Origin of the sequence: Alteriqipengyuania halimionae (assembly GCF_009827575.1) — a bacterium.
GTDB classification, from domain to species: domain Bacteria; phylum Pseudomonadota; class Alphaproteobacteria; order Sphingomonadales; family Sphingomonadaceae; genus Alteriqipengyuania_A; species Alteriqipengyuania_A halimionae.
This window is the reverse complement of sequence record NZ_WTYR01000001.1, coordinates 2,158,327-2,176,979: the sequence shown is the minus strand read 5'-3', so window position 1 is coordinate 2,176,979 and position 18,653 is coordinate 2,158,327. Positions and strand designations below refer to the sequence as shown.

The window sequence follows — 18,653 nt, the reverse complement described above, 5'->3', positions numbered from 1 at the left end:
GTGTCGCCGAGGTATTCGAGAACGAATCCCCCGCCACCGGAATGTAACAGATGAAGGTTCGGGCGGGTTCCCGTCAACGGGGCGAAGGAAGGGGCGCGAAACCTGAATTCCGCGCCCCTTCCATTTGTCGTCGATCTATCGACCCGGCCGTCTTATGCGCCCGGCGGCAGCGGATCGTCCGCGAGCTTGGTGGAACGCTTGCCCGGCGGCTTGGGCGCGGGCGGGACGCCCGGCTTTGCGGCCGCATCGTCCATCTGTTCGAGCTTGCGGGCAGCCCATTCGCGTCCACCCAGGCCGAAGGCCAACGCACCCGCCACGGCGATGCCGATGACGATCGCGGTGAAGGCGGTTTCGGTGATCAGGCTGCCGACGCCGGTGAAGCTCAGCCCCATGAAGGTGAACAGCACGATCGTCGCCCATTTGACGATCGAGGCGGCCAGCGATCCGCTTTCCGCGCCCGAGATGATGCGCGAGAGCATGTTGGCGAGCAGGAAGCCGAAACCGATCACGACCGCGCCGAACACCACCTTGCCACCCAGGGCGAGCACCTCGTTGAGTAGTTCGGTGAGCTCGGGGAAGCCGAGCAGGCGGGTCGCGGCGATGGCGAAGAACAGGATGATCGCCACCTGCACCACACGGGCCAGCACGGCCGAGGCCTTGGTCCCCTCGGGCAGCAGCTCGGCCGCCTGAAGCGAACGATCCACCCCGAAGCCGGCGAGAATCTCCTTGAGAATATCGACCACGAAGCGACTGATGACATAGCCGATGCCGAGCAGGATGGCCGCGCCGATGATCCGCGGGATCGCGTCGAAGATCAGTTGCAGCATGTTGCTGGCCGGGGCCATTACACTGTCGAGATTGAGCGCGTCGAGCGCCAGGATCGAGACGAACACGACGATGATCGCATAGATCACCGTGCCGATCGTCTTGCTGATCGTGGTGTTGCCGGTGACGGTATCGACCCCGCCGCGATTGGCCCATTTGTCGAAATCGACCGTCTGAAGCGAGGTCGTGATGAGGTCGCGCACGATCTTGGCCACCATCAGTCCGATGAAGAAGATCAGGCCCGCCCCCACCAGATTGGGGATGAATTCGACCACGTTGCCGAGCAGCGAATTGATCGGATCGGCCACCGATGCGAGGCCAAGCACGGTCAGCAGCACGAGCAGGCCGAACAGCCAGATCAGCAGGCCCACGATTTCGCCGAGCGATTCCCCGAGCGACTTGCCACTGCCGGTGCCGCGCTGGAAAAAGGCGATCTTGTCGACCAGTTGGGCGAAGGCCCATTTCGCCGCGCGCGCAGCGATCCATGTGCCCAGAAGGACGAGGATGGCGAGCCCGATCTTCTCGAGCACCTCCATCGCCACATTCTCGTCGAAACGATAATTGCCTATTTGCATTGCGAACACTCCCCGTGTTTGTTCTGGGTCAACAATACCATGCGGGCGTGACAGGGCAAAATCGGGTGTGCACAAGTCGTGCGCTTGCCAATTCGCGCACGGCCGCGCAGACCATCGGGCATGCGCAACCTTACCGCCCTGCTCGCCGCGCCTGCCATGCTTCTGGCCGCGCTGTTCCTCACCATGTCGCCCGCCGTGGCGGACGAGGCGCCCAGATGGTCGATCGCGATCCATGGCGGGGCCGGCACGATGTCGCCCGAGCGGATGGATGCCGAAACCCGCGCCGCTTACGAAGCCGCGCTGCAGGCCGCACTCGACGCCGGTGCGCAAGTGCTGGCGGATGGCGGCAGCGCGATCGATGCGGTGACCGCCGCGATCATGCTGATGGAGGACGATCCGAAGTTCAATTCCGGGCGCGGCGCGGTCTACACGTGGGACGGGGTCAACGAGCACGACGCCTCGATCATGGACGGGCGCACGCGCGATGCAGGCGCCAGCACCGGCACCCGCAATGTGCGCCACCCGATCCTGCTCGCCCGCGCGGTGATGGAGGACAGCCCGCATGTCTTCCTGAGCCGCGAAGGTGCCGAGCAATTCGCTGCCGAGCAGGGGCTCGAACTGGTCGATCCTTCGTGGTTCGGCACCGAAGCAAGAAAGCGCGCGCTCGAACGCTACAAGGAGGCGCAGATGAAGGCCGGAGACACCAGCCAGCTTGCGATCGATACCAAGTTCGGCACGGTGGGTGCGGTCGCCCGCGACAAGGATGGCAGCATGGCCGCGGGCACTTCGACCGGCGGGATGACGGGCAAGCGCTGGGGCCGGATCGGCGATTCGCCGATGATCGGTGCTGGCACCTATGCCGACAACCGTGCCTGCGCCGTTTCCGCCACCGGCTGGGGCGAATATTTCATTCGCGTGGGCGTGGCGGCGGAAATCTGCGCTCGCATGCGGATGAAGGGCGAGAGCGCGCAGGTCGCCGCCGATGCGGTGATCGCCGAAATGGGCGAAATGGGCGGGAATGGCGGCGTCATCGTCGCCGGAACGAACGGCGATCTCGCTTTCGCTTTCGACACGGCAGGCATGTATCGCGGTCGCGCGGACTCGACCGGCCGCAATGCGGTTGCGATCTTTGCAAGCGAAGTCGACTGACTCGGGGCTCGCAGCCCTTGCCTTGCGCCGCACTCGCTCCTAAGGCGTCGCGCAAGTTCCCAGCAAGAGAAACGCGACGGCGCCATGGAAAATCGGACAAACACAACCTTCGGATGGGTTCTCTTTTCGGGGATCGTGCTCCTCGGCGGGGTCAGCCTGTCCTCGCACTATTTCCAGGCTGACAAGCCGCATTCGCCCGAGGGCGGAGGCTTCGTCATCGAGGGTGCCGACGATGAGGAAGGCGCGGAGCAGGGCCCGGCGCTTGCGACTCTGCTTGCCGCTGCCGACGTTGCGGCGGGCGAGAAGGTCTTTGCCAAGTGTTCGGCCTGTCACACCGTCGAACAGGGCGGGGCCAACGGCATCGGCCCGAATCTCTACGGCGTGATGGGCGAAGCGATCGCCACCGGCCGTGGCGGTTTCGCGTTCAGCGCGGACCTCAAGGCGCATGGCGGCGAATGGAGCTGGGAAAACATGGACGCCTGGCTCGCCAGCCCGCGCAAGTTCGCGTCCGGCACCAAGATGAGCTTCCCCGGCCTTTCCAAAGCGGAAGATCGCGCGAACCTGATGGCGTGGCTCAACACGCAGGGTTCGAACATCCCGCTGCCCCCGCCCCCGGCCGAGCCTGCCGAAGGGGAAGAGCTCGAAGCTCCGGCGCAGGACAATGGCGAAGCGGGCGCCGAAGTCGGGACCGATCCGGCCGACGCCGGCGCGCTTGCGCAGCCCGATCCTGCTGCGGCCAGCGACCTTTCGGCGAGCGACAGCCAGCCCGAATAATCGCGCTGCGCCGATAGGCGCCAGCTCAACAAACCGACACGCGTGCGCCATCTCTGCGAAAGCAGGGGTGGCGGCATTGCATTATCGGGCGTCGCTGGCGGCTAGTCTCGCCCCTTGAAGCCCTTGGCCACGACATACCATTCGGGCGAACCCTTGCGGCTGGCCTCCGGCTTGGCGTGCTTCACGCTCTTGAAGTGGCGCTTGAGCACCGCAAGCAGATCCTGATCGGTGCCCCCGGCAAAGACCTTCGCGACGAAGGTTCCTCCGTCCTCGAGGTTCTCGATCGCGAAATGGGCCGCGGTCTCGACCAGTCCCGCGGTGCGAAGCTGGTCGGTCGTCTTGTGGCCGGTGGTGTTGGCCGCCATGTCCGACAGCACGAGATCGGGTGGACCGCCCAGCGCGTCGATCAGGGCATCGGGCGCGGCATCGTCCATGAAGTCCATCTGCAACAGCGTCACGCCTTCGATCGGCTCGGTCTCGAGCAGGTCGATGCCGACGATTGCGGCCTTGGGCGCCACTTCGCGCACCAACTGCGCCCAGCTCCCCGGCGCCACGCCCAGGTCGACCACGCGTTTGGCTCCGCGCAGGAGGTTCGCCTTCTCGTCGATCTGCTTCAGTTTATAGGCCGCACGGCTGCGATAGCCTTCCTGCTTGGCCTGCTTGACCCACGGGTCGTTCAACTGGCGTTCGAGCCAGCGGCGCGAGCTTTCGCTGCGACCGCGCGCCTTGCGCACGCGGCGCACCGGATCCTTGCCCGAGCGGCTCATGACGCGCCCTGCTTGGCCGCGAGCTCGGCGCGGGCGCGATCCCCCTCCATGCCGGCTGCCATCATCGAGCGCAGAATGCCCTCGCGAATTCCGCGATCGGCCACGCCGAGGCGTTCGGCCGGCCACAGGTCGAGAATGGTTTCGAGAATCGCACAACCGGCGACCACCAGTTCGGCGCGATCATGCCCGATGCACGGAACCTGCCCGCGCTCCTGTGGCGACAAAGCGGACAGTCGCGAGGCGATGTCGCGCATGCCCTGGCTCGGCATGATGAGGCCGTCGACCGCGCGGCGATCGTATTGCGGCAATTCGAGATGGAGGCTGGCCAGCGTGGTGACCGTGCCGCTGGTGCCGAGCAGGCGCAGGCCGCCTTCGCCGAAGCGGCTCGCCCGGCGCGAGGGGGCAATGCGCTCGGAAAACTCGGCGAACGCTTCGGTCACGGTCGCGCGCATCTTGTCGTAGCGATCAAGCCGCGCCTGCTTCCCGCCTTCGGGTTCGGGCCCGATCTCCTCGGTCAGCGATACGACGCCCCACGGCACGCTCTGCCAGTCGAGAATGGTGGGAATCGTGCCGCCGGTTTCGACCAGCACCAGCTCGGTCGATCCGCCGCCGATATCGAAGATCATCGCGGGCCCGTCTCCATGTTCGAGCAGAACGTGACAGCCGAGCACGGCGAGCCGCGCTTCCTCGCGTGCGGAGATGATGTCGAGCACGATGCCGGTTTCCTTGCGCACCCGCTCGATGAAAGCGGGGCCGTTACCGGCGCGGCGGCAGGCTTCGGTCGCGACCGAGCGCGCGAGATGGACCCGGCGGCGGCGCAATTTGGCCGCGCAGACATGCAGGGCGGCGAGTGTGCGCTCCATCGCCTCATCGGAGAGATTGCCGTTCAGCGTCAGGCCTTCGCCTAATCGCACCACGCGGCTGAAAGCATCGATCACGGTGAAATCCTTGCCCTCGGGACGGGCGATCAGAAGGCGACAATTATTGGTGCCCAGATCGAGCGCGGCATAGGCCTGGCGATGGTGCGGGGTCCGTACGAAGGGGTTCTGTGCCGGACCCATATCGGGTGTCGACGAAGGAGCGGCGCGTTTCTCGACCGTCCGCTGCCGGACATCGCCAGCTGTGCTTTTCGCCCGCTTGTGCGGGGGATTTTCCCGTTTCTGGCCGGGCGGTCGCGAGGCGTTTCTGGAAGCGTTTCCCTTGGACTTGCGACGTTGACTTTTGCCGCTGCTGTCCGACCGCTCCCGGTCCCGTTTTTGTGCCCCGCGCACGGCCGACGGATCGTCTTCCGCCATGATACGCGTCTCTTTTGTTCTTTCGCCCGCCGACACAAGCCTGCGGGAACCTGACAACGAACCTAGGGCAAGCGATTGGAATCGGCAAGTTCGAGCCGAATCGGCCGGCTTCGCGCTCGATCGACGAGGGGATGCACGCACCGTGTTCGACGTGCGGCGCAGCGACGCTTGACGAATCTCCGCCCCGCTCCTAGATGCGCGCCTCCGATTGCCCCGTCGTCTAATGGCAAGACTACGGACTCTGACTCCGTCAATCGAGGTTCGAATCCTCGCGGGGCATCCACTTCCTCTCCCGTGTCATTTTCCCATCGTGCATTTGCTCACGGGCGCGGAGTTGCGTCCCAGCGAGCCAGCAGGTCCTCTGCCGATTCGTTGCCGACGGTTTCCGCGGGCATGCGCACTGCCGAGCGGCTGAAGCGCGGGGCGGGGCGGGGCTGGAAAGAGGTATCGCTCGACAGGAACGAACCGCGCGCTTCATTGGCGGGGCCCTTGGCGGCTTCCTCCAGCGTCAGCACCGGGGTGACGCAGGCGTCGCTTCCGGCAAAGGCCTCTTCCCATGCGCGCATGGTGCGGGTCTTCACGATGTCGGCGATGCGTTCGGCGCGTTCGGGCCAGCAGCGCGGATCGAGGTGGTCGTCGTACGCGTCCGGCTCCAGCCCCAGCCCTTCGACGAAGAGGTCGTGGAACGGCTTTTCGAGCGCGCCGACCGCGATATGACGACCGTCTGCCGTTTCGTAGCAGCGGTAAAAATAGGCACTCCCGTCGAGCAGATTGCCGCCGCGCCCGCCGTTCCACTGGCCCATCTGCATCCAGCCTGCCAGTTGCGTCATCAGCACGCTGATCCCGTCGACCATGGCGACGTCGAGCACCTGCCCTTCGCCCGAGCGTTCGCGTTCCTGCAAGGCCGCCAGCACGCCCATGGCGAGGAACATCCCGCCGCCACCGAAATTGCCGACGAAATTGAGCGGCGGAGTGGGCGGGCCGTCGAAGGGCCCGATCGGATAAAGGCCACCGCTCAAGGCGAGGTAATTGATATCGTGCCCGGCCTCCTGCGCGCGCGGCCCCTCCTGGCCCCAACCGCTCATCCGGGCGTAGATCAGGCGAGCATTGCGTGCTGCGGTATCGTCCGGCCCGAGTCCGAGCCGCTCCATCGTGCCGGGCCGAAAGCCTTCGATCAGCACATCGGCGCGCGCGATGAGATCGAACGCCCGCTCGCGATCGGCGCTGTCCTTGAGGTCAAGTGGCAGGGTGGGGCGGCCGCGATAGATGAAGTCGAATTGCGCATCGCCGCCAAGCGGGTTCTCTGCGTCGCTGCGAACGATCCGGATGATTTCGGCGCCCAGATCGGCGAGCAGCATCGCCCCGAAAGGCGTCGGGCCGAGGCCCGAAAATTCGATTACTCGGACCCCGTCCAGCGGCGCGTTCGTTCCGTTTGCGTTGCCCGTTTTCTGCGCCGTGCCGTCCTGCATTCCACCCCCGATATTCTCGTAAGTTAAAAAATCTACTAGCCAGTATACGCTTTGGCTGGCACTATCGGCAAGCACGACCCGCGAAAAGTGGGCGGCAATGGATTGAGAGGATTGTCAAATGGCTGATGTAACCCCGAGCGAGTTGCGCTTTACCCGGACCGAACGCGTCACGATGGGCATGCCTGCGGGCGAAGCCCTGCTGGACCAGGCTGAGGCGATGGGCTGCACCAAGGTATTCCTGCTGGTGTCGACCACCTTGCGCGAAGAGACCGACGAGATCGCGAAGATCGAATGTGCGCTCGGATCGCGCCACGCCGCCACCCACAGCGGCATCGCCCCGCATGCGCCGCGTACCGATGTGCTCGCCGCCGCCGACGCCGCACGCGAGGCCGGGGCCGATCTGATCGTCTCGGTCGGCGGCGGCTCGGCCACCGATGCGGCCAAGATCGTCAGCCTGCTGTTGAAGCACGACGTCCGCACGATCGAGGATTTCGAGCCGCTGCGCACCTATGTGACCGACGATGGCGAGGTCATCAATCCGATCAAGGTCGGGCCGGACATCCCAGTGATCTGCGTTCCGACGACGCTGTCGGGCGGCGAGTTCAACGCCCTGTCCGGCGCGACCGACGAGGCGACCGAACACAAGCAGGGCTACGAGCATCGCAACATGGCCCCGGTCATGGTGGTTCTCGATCCGGCCATCACGGTTCACACGCCCGAATGGCTGTGGCTTTCCACCGGGGTGCGCTCGGTCGACCATGCGGTCGAGACATTGTCCTCTGACAAGTCCAACGACTTTGCCGACGGTCTGGCCGAAAGCGCGCTCAAGCTGCTGGTCGAAGGCCTCCCTCGCGCAAAGGCCGATCCGACCGATCTCGAAGCGCGGCTCAAATGCCAGATCGGCGCCTGGCAATCGATGATCAGCATTATTGGCGGGGTACCGATGGGCGCGAGCCATGCGATCGGCCATATCCTCGGCGGCACCTGCAACGTTCCGCACGGCTACTGTTCGTGCGTGATGGCGCCCTATGTCCTGCAATGGAATGCCGAGCATGACGACAGCCGCCAGCAGCGCACGCTGGCGGTGCTGGGCAATTCGCATCCGACGGCGGCCGAAGCGCTCGATGCGTTCATCCGCAATCTCGGCATGCCGCGCACGCTGAAGGAGGTCGGCGTCGGCGAGGATCGCTTCCAGCAGGTCTCCGAGTACACGCTGCTCGACATCTGGGGCCGGACCAATCCGCGACCGGTCAAGACGGCCGACGACGTCTTGCAGATCCTGCGCCTGGCATCCTGAGGCGCGGATCATGGCACGAGAGCGCGATTTCACCGATCCTCGCATTCCCAACCGCGACGAATGCGTCCTGCGCTATCTGCTCGACCGCTGGGCGGACGAGCGGCCCGACAAAGCGCATGTCGTTTTCGCCGATGGCGAGGAATGGACGTTCAGCGAATTACGAAAGAAGGTTCGCGCCAAGGCCGCCGGCCTTCGTGAACTGGGTGTCCGTCAGGGAGAGCACGTTGCGATGTGGCTTCCCAACGGGCGCGATGCCCTGATCGCATTTTACGCGATCAATTATTTGGGCGCGGTATTTGTTCCCTTCAACACCGCGTATCGCGGCAACCTGCTTCGGCATGTTATCGCGAATTCGGGTGCACGAATCCTCCTTGTGCATCCGGACCTTCTTCCCCGCCTGTCCGAAGTGGACACGGCGAAGCTCGAGCGGTTGGTGGTCACGACCGGCCAGCTGCCCGAGAGCGCTCCGCTGCCGATGACGGCGTATGACGACCTGGTCGGAGACTCCGAGGACGACTTGCCGCTCGAACGGCCGATCGACCCGTGGGACATCCAGTCGATCATCTACACGTCGGGCACTACCGGGCCGTCCAAAGGCGTGCTGTCGTCCTATCTCCACATGTTCACCAATGCCGGCCCCGAATCCTGGCCGATGGTGGACGAGAACGACCGCTACATGTGCGTCGCGCCGATCTTCCATATCGGCGGCATGGGCCCTCCCTTCGTGATGCTGGCCCGCGGGGCTTCGGTCGCGATGATCGACAATTTCTCGACCGACGAGTTCTGGTCGATCGCCAAGGCGACCCAGTCGACCATGGTGTTTCTGCTGGGCGTGATGGCGACCTTCCTGCTCAAGGCCGATCCGAAGCCGAGCGACAAGGACCACACGGTCAAGAAGGCCTTCATGGTGCCGCTGACCAGTGATGCCCAGGCGTTCCACGAGCGCTTCGGCGTCGATATCTACACCATCTTCAACATGACCGAGATATCCTCGCCGATCGTGTCCGAAGCCAATCCGGACCGGATCGGCACCTGCGGCACGGTTCGCGACGGGGTCGATGTGCGGCTGGTCGATGCAAACGACTGCGAGGTGCCGGTGGGCGAGATCGGCGAAATGCTGGTCCGCACCGATCGTCCATGGGCGATGAACAGCGGATATAACGGCAATCCCGAAGCGACCGCCGAGGCCTGGCGCAGTGGCTGGTTCCATACCGGCGATGCCTTCCGCCGCGACGAGGACGGCTATTTCTACTTCGTCGACCGGGTGAAGGACGCGATCCGGCGTCGCGGAGAGAACATCTCCTCCTTCGAGGTCGAGGCCGATGTCTGTCGCCACCCATGCGTGCGCGAAGCGGCCGCGATCGCAGTGCCGAGCGAATATTCCGAAGACGAGGTGATGATCGTCGTGGCGCCGGTTCCGGGCAAGGCGATCGATTGCAAGGAACTCGCCGAGTTCCTGATCGAGGCCATGCCCTATTTCATGGTGCCGCGATACATCCGCATCCTCGACGAACTGCCCAAGACGCCTTCGGCCAAGGTCATGAAGACCGATCTGCGCGCCGAAGGGATCACCGACGACACCTGGGACCGGGAAGCCGCCGGCCTCCGCGTCAAGCGCGAGAATTTCAGCACCTGAAAAGTCCCGAATCCATCGAGAGGCAGGGCCAACCTGCCCGAACCAAGCAGGACCTAGCACGCAATGACGAACCCGTTCGAAAACCGCCCGATACCAGCTGCCGACGTCGACCAGGACCTTCTGGAAGACGGTATCGCAAAGGCCAACATCCCGGCGCTGCTGATGGTGCTCTATCAGATGACCGGCGAGGAGCGCTGGCTCGAAAAGCCCTATGCGCCGGACCGCTCGCCCGGACTCGACGACAATGACAGCGGCCAGCTGCCCGAGGCCGTGCAGCATGAAATCCGCGAGGCGGCGTGCGAGGCGATCACCGACTGGCTCCAAGGCGCATCGCTCGCGATCCCTCGCCCGAGCAACGCCCGGCTTGCCGAAATGCTGACCGTCGCGATGACCGAACCCGTCCCCGAAGAATATGGCGACATCATCGCCTCGGGCATGGATTACGGGGCCGAAATGCCGGCGGACGATGCGGTGTCCGATGGCAAGACCGCGATCGTGATCGGCGGCGGTGTGTCCGGCATCTGCGCCGGGATTGAGCTGGGCAAGCTCGGCGTCCCCTACACGCTGTTCGAAAAGAACGAGGATTTCGGCGGAACCTGGTTCGAAAACAAATATCCGGGCTGCGGGGTCGATACGCCCGCGCTCACCTACACCTTCTCCTGCCGGCCCAATGACTGGTCGATGTATTTCCCGCTTCGCGACGAGATCGAGGCGTACCTGCTCGACACCGCGAAGCACTTCGAGCTTTACGAAAACGCGCGCTTCAACACCCATGTCGAGGAAGCGCGCTGGAACGATGCCACGGGCAAATGGGATGTCACCATCACCACGCCCGAAGGCGAGCGCGAAACGCACAGCGCCGATTACCTGTTCAGCGCGGTCGGGCTCCTCAACATCCCGAAATATCCCACCATTCCCGGGCTCGAGGATTTCGCGGGCGACGTCTATCACACCAGCCGCTGGCCCGATGATGCCGACGTTACGGGCAAGCGCGTCGCGGTGATCGGCAATGGCGCTTCCGGCATGCAGGTCGCCCCGGCGATCGCCGACGAAGTCGACAGCATGACGATCTTCGCGCGTTCCAAACAATGGGCCGCGCCGTTTCCGCAGTTCCGCAAGACCATTCCGGGGGGCGTGCGCTATCTGATGCAGGTCGTGCCGCTTTACCGTGCATGGTCCGAACAGCGCCTTTCCTGGACGTTCAACGACCGCGTTCACGGCACGCTGTTCCGCGATCCCGAATGGGAACATCCCGACCGTGCGGTCAACGAGATCAACGACGGCCATCGCCGCGCCTTCACCCGCTACGTGAAGGAAGAGCTGGATGACCGGCCCGACCTGATCGAGCACGTGCTGCCCGATTATCCGCCCTTCGCGAAGCGCATGCTGCTCGACAACGGATGGTACCGGACGATCAAGAAAGACAATGTCACGCTGATCCCCGAACACCTCGCCAGGGTTGATGGGAATACGCTGCATTCCTCCACCGGAGAAACGGTCGAGGCCGACGTGATCATCCTTGCGACCGGCTTCCAGACGACGAATGTGCTCGGCTCGTACGACATTATCGGCCGCGATGGCGCGGTGCTGCGCGAGAAATGGGGTAAGGACGATGCCGCGGCCTATCTCGGCACGCTGGTGCCCGGCTTCCCTAATTTCTTCATTCTGCTCGGCCCCAATGTCGGTTCGGGCCATGGCGGCAGCATGATCCGCAACATCGAGAACCAGATGCACTTCGCCGGCGAAGTCGTCCTCTCGGCGAGCGAACACGGCGCGCAGACCGTCGAGGTACGCGACAATGTGTACGAGGACTATCTGCGCCGGATCGACGAGGCGCACGACAAGCTGGTCTGGACCCATCCGGGCACCGAGAACTGGTATCGCAATTCGAAGGGCCGCGTGATCGCGATCACCCCGTGGCGCAACGACGCCTTCTGGCGGATGACGCGCAAGCCCGACGAGAACGACCTGACCTATGACGGGGCGGAAGCCTCGGCGGGCTGACCTGACTGCGATGCGCGCCTATTGCTGCGAGACGCTGGGCCGCATCGCGGATTTCACGCTTCGCGAAGTGCCAGAACCGTGCCCGGGGCCGGACGAGCTGCGCGTTGCCGTCGAGGCCACCGCGCTCGGCTTCGTCGACCCGCTGGTCATGCGCGGCCTCTATCAGGTCAAGCCGCCGGTGCCGTTCGTGCCGGGCGGCGAGATCGTCGGTATTATCGAAGAGGTGGGCGAGGGCGTGTCCTCCTTCGTGCCGGGGCAGCGCATTGCGTGCTGGCAGTTCGGCGGCGGTCTGGCCGAAACGGCAGTGGTCGCGGCCGACCGTGCGGTGCCCGTGCCGGACGGTCTGAAGCCGATCAAGGCGTCGGCGCTGCTGCTCGATTATCTTACCGCCTATTACGGCCTCTTCGATCGGGGCGCTCTCAGGCCGGGGCAGAGCGTGCTCGTGACCGGCGCATCGGGCGGAGTCGGTTCGGCTGCGGTGCAACTGGCGAGCGCGTCTGCGGCCGAAGTCGTCGGTCTTGCCTCGTCGGACGAAAAGCGCGCCATGGTGGCGGCGCTCGGTGCGTCGCTGGTCATCGATTATCGCGACGAGAATTGGCGCGAGGCGTTGAAGGCAGCGTTTCCCGCCGGGGTCGATCGAGTGTTCGATCCGGTTGGCGGTGCCCTATTTGAACCGTCTTTCCGCTCGTTGGCGAAACGCGGCCGGCATCTTGTCGTCGGCTTCGCTTCGGGTGATGGCATCCCCAGCCTTCCGGCAAACCTCCCGCTGCTCAAATCGGGCGAGCTCGTCGGAGTCGATGCGCGCTACCTGTCGGAAAGCGATCCTGCGCGGGTGCGCGAGATCCTGGCGATCGTGCTGGCCATGGGGCAGTCGGGGCGGATCGATCCGCCGATCGCAGATGTCTTCGCGCTGGAGGATGTACGCGAGGCGATCAGTTGCGTCTCCGCATCCGATCGCCTCGGCAAGGTCGTCGTCACGCCCTGAGGGAATTTGGCCCTCAGTTCGTCCTGGTCGCGTGCGGAGGGTAGACGGGCCGAAATCCGTCCTCGTGCCGTTCGACGAATACCGAATGCGGCGCCCCGAAATGGGCCGGCACGATCCGTGCGCCTAGCGCGGCAGCCCGGTCAAGAATCCCGCGCCGCGTTGCGGCCGCAACCTCGCGATCCTCGCAATAGACACTGTTCCAGTCGGGCCGCAGGACCTGCATCGGATGGTGCAGGATGTCGCCGGTAAAGAACGCCACTTCCCCACTGTCTTCCACCTGGAGAACCATGTGGCCGGGCGTGTGGCCCGGAGAATCGAACGCCTGCATGCCTTTGGCGATCGAGTCTCCGGTTTCGATCAGTTTTGCCAGCCCGGCCTCGATGATCGGGGCTACGCTGTCTTCGAAGACGTTGGCGTTGACCTCCGCCCCGGCGAGGGTGCGGTACCGCGATTTCTCCGGATTCCACGCGGCCTCGTCGATCGTGGGGAAATAATAGGTCGCATTGGGAAAGGTCGGTTTCCAACTCCCCTCGACGAGCCGCGTGTTCCACCCGACATGGTCGATATGCAGATGGGTGCAGAAAACCTTGTCGATATCCTCCGGTGCGAAACCGGCCTCGGCGAGCCTGTCGAGGAACTTCCCGTCGAGCTCCCCGAAGATCGGAATGCCCGGTCGCTGCTTGTCGTTGCCGGCTCCGGTATCGACCAGGATCGTCTCGCTGCCGGTGTCGATCAGCCAGCTCTGCAAATAGCCGTAGATCAGGCCGTCCCGCACGAAAGCGGGTTCGAACCCGGGCGCCTGCTCGGCAAACGCTCCGGGTTCGAACTCCGCGAAGAGGCCTTCGGGCGGGCTGAACCCGCCCTGCCATTCCTCGATGCGATAGACCTTGAGGTTTCCGATGCGGAAAGCTTCGCTCATCAGGTCTCTCCCGGCTTCAGAAGTCGTAGCCGAGCGTCACACCATAGGTCCGCGGCGGGCGCAGCGAACCTACCGAAACCGATCCGTAGAGCGGCGCGGCGATGATCGTGTTGGCCAGAACGAATTCGTCGGTGATGTTCTTGCCCCATACCGCAACCGACCAGCTGTCGTCGGGCGAGCGATAGGTGATGCTGGCATTGGCCATGGCAAAGGCACTCTGCTGCGCATCCCGATTGTTGAACTCGGTGAAGAACACATCGTCCTGGAAGTTGAGGTCGGCCGCGAGGTCGATCGATCCGTTGTCGCCCAGTTCGATTCTGTGATCGGCGAAGATCGCCACCGTGAATTCCGGCGCATTGGCGAGGCGGTTGCCCGACAGGTCCGACAAGGCGGGATTGCTGTCGCATGCCGGGAACTGGCGTCGCGAGGGATCGCCCGCCGCGTAGTAGCCATTGCAGAAGTCGGTGTATTTCGCGTTCAAATACGTACCGAAGATCCGCAGCGTCGTGTTCTCTTCGGGTCGGATCGTGGCTTCGACCTCGACCCCGTAATTGCGGGCCGAAGCGGCGTTGATCGTTTCGACGATGCTGTTCTCGTTGACGTAGCCGACCTGGAGGTTGGTGTAGTCGTAGTAGAACGCTGCCGCGCTATAGCCGAACGTGCGATCCGCGGTCTCTCCGCGCACCCCGATCTCGTAGCTCCACACGTTTTCCGGGTCGATCACGTCGTTGACGCTGCCGATGTTGACCACGCCCGATTTGAAGCCCTTGGTGACCTTGCCGTAGAGCAGGGTGCCGCCGGGGGTCTGGTATTCGAGCACGAATTTCGGCGTGATTGCGTCCCAGTCTCCGCTCTTGTCGGTGGGGATATCGATGCCTTGGGAATCGAAGGAGAAGCGGCCGAGACCGGTCCGTTTTTCCCAGTTGTAGCGCGCGCCGGCGGTGAAGGAGAGATCGGGGGTGATCTCGATCGTGCCTTCGCCGTAGACGCCGACGGCCTTTGTCTTCACCGTGCCGCGCTGGAGGTAGAAGCCGTCATCGTAAAGATCGGGTGGCAGGTTCGTGCCGAGCAGAAGGTTGAGATACTGCGCCTGGTTCACGGTGGGCACGCGGACTTCGCCGAACAGATCCTCCTCGAAATACATCGCGCCGCCCAGCAGGGAGAGCGCGCCGAGATCGGCGGTGAAGCTGACCTCCTGGCTGAAGGATTCGCTGTCTTCGGTATAGTCGTTGCGGCCGAACGCATTGATGTCGCTGACATCGAGATCGTCGCGGTTGAACCGTTCGAACTTGCGATAGGCCGTGGTCGAGGTGACAGTGAAAGCGCCCTTGTCGAGGGTGAGTATGCCGGTGACGCTGGTGCCCTTGCGATCGTTGATCGCGTCTTCATCGGAATAGAGGTTCCGGTAATTCACCGGTTCGCCGCGCGCGGCGTAATAGTCGTTGATCGTATCGCCGCCGAGCAGCGGGCCGGGCAGCTGGGCCTCGGGCGTCACGGTCGGGCCGAAATAGTGGAAGGCGTAGTTGAAATCGTCTTCCTTGAAGTGATCGGCCACGATCAGCAGTTCGAGATCGGGGGTGATGTTCGACTGGAGCGAGCCGCGCACGGCGTAGGCGTCGCGGTTGTCGATCGGATTGCCGGTGAACAGATTGGTACCGTAGCCGTCGCGGCGGTCGTATTTGCCGGCGACGCGGAACATCAGCTTGTCGCCCGCGATCGGTCCGCCGACCGCACCTTCGAGCGTGACGGCATTGTAATTGCCGTAGCTTGCCCGGGCATAGCCTTCGAAATATTCGGTCGGACGAGCGGTGACGATGTTGATGACGCCGCCGGTCGCGCCGCGGCCGTAAGTCGTGCCCTGCGGACCTCGCAGCACTTCGATCTGGGCGATATCGTAGAACCCGCTGAGCTGGGCCGCGGGCCGGCTGTTGATCGCGCCGTTCTGGAGAAACGCGACCGCGCCGTCTGCGCCGAGATCGATGCTGGTGAGGCCGATCCCGCGGATGAAGGTGCGGTTGACGCCGAACTGGTCGCCGACCGAGAGATTGGGCACCTCGGCAGAAAGGTCACCGGCATTCTCGATCCCGCCCGCCCCGATCGACGAGGAGTCGATGAGCGAGATGGCGGCGGCCGTGTCCTGCAGCGAGACGCCGGTCTTGGTGGCGGTGATCACCACCTTGTTCTCGGCAGCGACCTCGTTCTCGTCCGCCTGGTCTTCGGTTGGTGCGTCACTGTCCTGTGCGAAGGCCTGGCCTGCCGGGATCAGCGCAATCACTGCGGTCGACGCGAATACCGCGCCCTTGAAGCTCATTTTCATTCTCTACTCTCCCCAAAATACTGACCATCTCTTTTTCTACTAGTCAGTATATGTCGATGGAATTCGGGCCTTATGGCCTCTTATTTTTCTGTTTTTACTTGGGTTTTTCGGCGCCGGCGAGCCTCAGGGCTGCGGCGACGAGTTGGTCGATCACTTCGTCTGCGGTGCGATGCCCGGCCGGCGAATACCAGGTCGGGATCCAGCTGATCAGTCCGCCGATCCACACGGCGACGAAGGAATCGGTGTCTTCGCGGAACTCGCCCGCTTCCACGCCTTCACGGATCAACTCGGCAATCTGGTGGTCGAAGGAATGGCGCAAGCGCAGGATGCGCTCATGGTCGGTGGCGCTGAGGTGTTTCATCTCGCGCTGGTAGACGACGACATATTCCTGCCGGTCGATCACGATCCGGCCGACCTGTCGCACCAGCTCGGCCAGCCGTTCGCGATAGCCTTGGTGCTCGCCGGCGAGTGTCGCCTCGAGCGCGGCGAGCGATTCGCTGATGCCGACTTCGCAGATCGCGGCGAGGATGGCTTCCTTGTTCTTGAAGTAGGAATAGAGAAACGGCTTCGTCACGCCGAGCTTGTCGGCAACATTGTCGAGCGTACAGCTCGAGTAGCCGCGCTCGTAGAAAAGATGGCTGGCGACCTCGACGATGCGATTGGTCTTGAAGGCGACGAATTCGCTTTTGAGGGACGCATTACCTGACGGCGCATCGTCGCGCGTTTTCCTGGCTACAGCTGACATGGCTGCACCATCGCCGATAAGTGGCGTCCTAGCAATTCTCTCTCCTGCTCGGCGGTATTTGCTCCACCGTTCTCACGATCATGGCAAAGAAACCATCTACTGGCCAGTAGTTTTTTTACGGTGTTGGTAGCACCGGGTGATTGATGTAGTCCTTCGACCGGTATCGATGCTTTTCGAAAGTTACATCAGGGGGAGAGAGCCATGGGTCATTTCGGAGACATGCAGAACGCGATCTACAATGCCGGGCTCAGCGGCATTCTGCCCGATTATCCGGTCGATTTCGCAAGCCTTCAGGAGCGTGCTGCGAAAGCCTTGTCACCCTCCATGCTCAACTACGTGCAGGGCGGGTGCGGGGACGAACATACCCAGGATCGCAACGCCGAGGCATTTCATCACTGGGGCATGGTTCCGCGCATGCTAGTCGATTGCACGACGCGGGATCTGTCGGTCGAGCTGTTCGGGACGCGCTATCATTCGCCCGTCTTCATGGCCCCGATCGGGGTCAACGGCGAAGCGGCGCAGGATCGCAAGGGCGATGTCGCCGCCGCTCGTGCGTCGGCAATGACGGGGGTTCCGTTCTGCGCTTCGACACTCTCGAACACGCCGCTGGAGCAAGTGGCCGAGGAAACGGGCGACACGCCCGCGTTCTTCCAGCTCTACACGCCGAAGAACGAGGATCTGGCTGCGAGCCTGATCGGTCGGGCCGAGAAGGCAGGGTATCGCGCGCTCGTGATCACGCTCGACACCTGGGTGACCGGCTGGCGTCCGCGCGATCTCAATACCGCCAATTTCCCGCAATTGCGCGGCAAGGTGCTGGAGAACTATTTCAGCGATCCGGTCTTCCGCAGCCTGCTCGATCGCCCGCCGGAGGAGGACGTTCCCGCCGCCGTGGCGACTTGGGCGGCGACCTTCGGCAAGGTGCTGACCTGGGACGATATCGCGTGGTTCCGCGAACTGACCGACCTGCCGATCGTCCTGAAAGGAATCGGTCATGGCGACGACGCCCGCAAGGCCGTCGATCTCGGGGTCGATGCGATCTACTGCTCCAACCATGGCGGCCGCCAGGCCAATGGCGGGATTGCCGCGATCGACATGCTGCCCGCCGTGGTCGAAGGCGCGGGCGATACGCCGGTCCTGTTCGACAGCGGCATCCGCTCGGGCAGCGACGTGATCAAGGCAATCGCGTTGGGCGCGACGGCGGTCGGCGTCGGTCGGCCCTATACCTATGGTCTTGCCATCGGCGGCGCGGAGGGGGCCACGCATGTGCTCCACTCGATCCTCGCCGAGGCCGACTTGCTGATGGCGGTCAATGGGTATCCCGATCTCGCTGCCGTCCGTGCTGCGGGCGCCGAGAGGACCTGAACGCGATTACCGCCCGGCGAAATGCTCGCGAATATGGGTGAGCACAGAGGGGTATAGCGGGGAATCGAACTCGACCCCGACATGGCTTTCGTCGCACCATTTGACCTGCCCGGTCATCGGCCCGACCGGCCCGATCCTCAGCGATATCGGTTGCCCGGGCGTAAGCGAACCGAGCTTGGGCTCGAACCTGCACCCCTGCTCGGAAAGGTTGCGAATGGTGACTTCGCCCGAACTGTTGCGCGCGATCACGCGGCCCGAGATCACGATCGCATAGCGCTCTTCGCGGCGTTCGATCAGTACGCGGCGCCCGATCGGCGGCTCGATGGAACTGGGGGCCGGAGTCCTGCGAACCTGCATGAGGAATACGCGCATCGCATCGATCACGCTGTCCTCCGGTCCCAGCGCGATGGGCGCGCTTCCCTCGGCGTCGAGCGCCCAGACCTTCCCGTCCCTGATTTCGAAACCTTCCCCAGCCATCCGTCCGGCTCCTCCGCAACGCGAAGCTATGTCCGGAGCGGCACATCGGTCAAGCGC

The 18,653-nt window shown here is 64.0% G+C and carries 15 protein-coding genes and 1 tRNA gene; 8 read left to right on the top strand and 8 right to left on the bottom strand.

What is annotated here, in order from left to right:
- Positions 1-152 precede the first annotated feature (152 nt).
- On the bottom strand, positions 153-1,400 hold the full coding sequence (locus GRI68_RS10445) for a mechanosensitive ion channel (RefSeq protein WP_160617185.1): 1,248 nt from the start codon (positions 1,398-1,400) through the stop codon (positions 153-155).
- Positions 1,401-1,520: 120 nt separating this feature from the next.
- Between GRI68_RS10445 and GRI68_RS10440 the strand changes: the two genes are divergently transcribed.
- Positions 1,521-2,549, top strand: a complete 1,029-nt coding sequence (locus GRI68_RS10440; protein WP_407643349.1) for an isoaspartyl peptidase/L-asparaginase family protein — start codon at positions 1,521-1,523, stop codon at positions 2,547-2,549.
- Positions 2,550-2,633: 84 nt separating this feature from the next.
- On the top strand, positions 2,634-3,323 hold the full coding sequence (locus tag GRI68_RS10435; protein WP_160617184.1) for a c-type cytochrome: 690 nt from the start codon (positions 2,634-2,636) through the stop codon (positions 3,321-3,323).
- 101 nt (positions 3,324-3,424) lie between these two features.
- On the opposite strand, the gene GRI68_RS10430 is transcribed toward GRI68_RS10435, so the two are convergent.
- Positions 3,425-4,090, bottom strand: coding sequence for an RlmE family RNA methyltransferase (locus GRI68_RS10430; RefSeq protein WP_160617183.1), 666 nt, complete (start codon positions 4,088-4,090; stop codon positions 3,425-3,427).
- Positions 4,087-5,385, bottom strand: a complete 1,299-nt coding sequence (locus GRI68_RS10425; RefSeq protein ID WP_160617182.1) for a Ppx/GppA phosphatase family protein — start codon at positions 5,383-5,385, stop codon at positions 4,087-4,089. Before GRI68_RS10425 ends, GRI68_RS10430 begins: the two co-directional genes overlap by 4 nt.
- A gap of 209 nt (positions 5,386-5,594) precedes the next feature.
- Here GRI68_RS10425 and GRI68_RS10420 point away from each other — a divergent pair.
- Positions 5,595-5,668: transfer RNA gene (locus tag GRI68_RS10420), tRNA-Gln, on the top strand.
- A 37-nt stretch (positions 5,669-5,705) separates the two neighbouring features.
- Here the strand turns inward: GRI68_RS10420 and GRI68_RS10415 are convergent.
- Positions 5,706-6,854, bottom strand: a complete 1,149-nt coding sequence (locus GRI68_RS10415) for a CaiB/BaiF CoA transferase family protein (protein ID WP_160617181.1) — start codon at positions 6,852-6,854, stop codon at positions 5,706-5,708.
- Positions 6,855-6,972: 118 nt separating this feature from the next.
- Between GRI68_RS10415 and GRI68_RS10410 the strand changes: the two genes are divergently transcribed.
- The 4 genes from GRI68_RS10410 to GRI68_RS10395 all read left to right on the top strand — a co-directional run bounded on the left by GRI68_RS10410 (position 6,973) and on the right by GRI68_RS10395 (position 12,776).
- On the top strand, positions 6,973-8,151 hold the full coding sequence (locus GRI68_RS10410; protein WP_160617180.1) for an iron-containing alcohol dehydrogenase: 1,179 nt from the start codon (positions 6,973-6,975) through the stop codon (positions 8,149-8,151).
- A 10-nt stretch (positions 8,152-8,161) separates the two neighbouring features.
- Entirely contained in the window at positions 8,162-9,787 is a 1,626-nt protein-coding gene (locus tag GRI68_RS10405; RefSeq protein ID WP_160617179.1) for an AMP-binding protein, read from the top strand.
- Positions 9,788-9,850: 63 nt separating this feature from the next.
- Entirely contained in the window at positions 9,851-11,791 is a 1,941-nt protein-coding gene (locus tag GRI68_RS10400; protein WP_160617178.1) for a flavin-containing monooxygenase, read from the top strand.
- The gene (locus tag GRI68_RS10395) at positions 11,763-12,776 is read left to right on the top strand and encodes an NADPH:quinone oxidoreductase family protein (protein ID WP_234028777.1); all 1,014 of its coding nucleotides are present in this window, start codon (positions 11,763-11,765) and stop codon (positions 12,774-12,776) included. Before GRI68_RS10400 ends, GRI68_RS10395 begins: the two co-directional genes overlap by 29 nt.
- A gap of 13 nt (positions 12,777-12,789) precedes the next feature.
- Here the strand turns inward: GRI68_RS10395 and GRI68_RS10390 are convergent, their stop codons facing one another.
- From GRI68_RS10390 to GRI68_RS10380, 3 genes are all read right to left on the bottom strand, one after another.
- The gene (locus GRI68_RS10390) at positions 12,790-13,695 is read right to left on the bottom strand and encodes an MBL fold metallo-hydrolase (RefSeq protein ID WP_160617177.1); all 906 of its coding nucleotides are present in this window, start codon (positions 13,693-13,695) and stop codon (positions 12,790-12,792) included.
- Positions 13,696-13,711: 16 nt separating this feature from the next.
- Positions 13,712-16,012 carry a TonB-dependent receptor gene (locus tag GRI68_RS10385; RefSeq protein WP_199799749.1) on the bottom strand — a complete coding sequence of 767 codons (2,301 nt, stop codon included), beginning with the start codon at positions 16,010-16,012 and terminating at the stop codon, positions 13,712-13,714.
- Between the two features lie 94 nt (positions 16,013-16,106).
- Positions 16,107-16,757 (bottom strand): TetR/AcrR family transcriptional regulator, encoded by a 651-nt coding sequence (locus GRI68_RS10380; RefSeq protein WP_160617176.1) that lies wholly within the window; start codon positions 16,755-16,757, stop codon positions 16,107-16,109.
- A 201-nt stretch (positions 16,758-16,958) separates the two neighbouring features.
- Between GRI68_RS10380 and GRI68_RS10375 the strand changes: the two genes are divergently transcribed.
- A complete protein-coding gene (locus GRI68_RS10375) occupies positions 16,959-18,119 on the top strand; it encodes an alpha-hydroxy-acid oxidizing protein (protein ID WP_160617175.1) in 1,161 nt (386 codons plus the stop codon).
- Positions 18,120-18,125: 6 nt separating this feature from the next.
- On the opposite strand, the gene GRI68_RS10370 is transcribed toward GRI68_RS10375, so the two are convergent.
- Positions 18,126-18,596 carry a PilZ domain-containing protein gene (locus tag GRI68_RS10370; protein WP_160617174.1) on the bottom strand — a complete coding sequence of 157 codons (471 nt, stop codon included), beginning with the start codon at positions 18,594-18,596 and terminating at the stop codon, positions 18,126-18,128.
- Positions 18,597-18,653 lie beyond the last annotated feature (57 nt).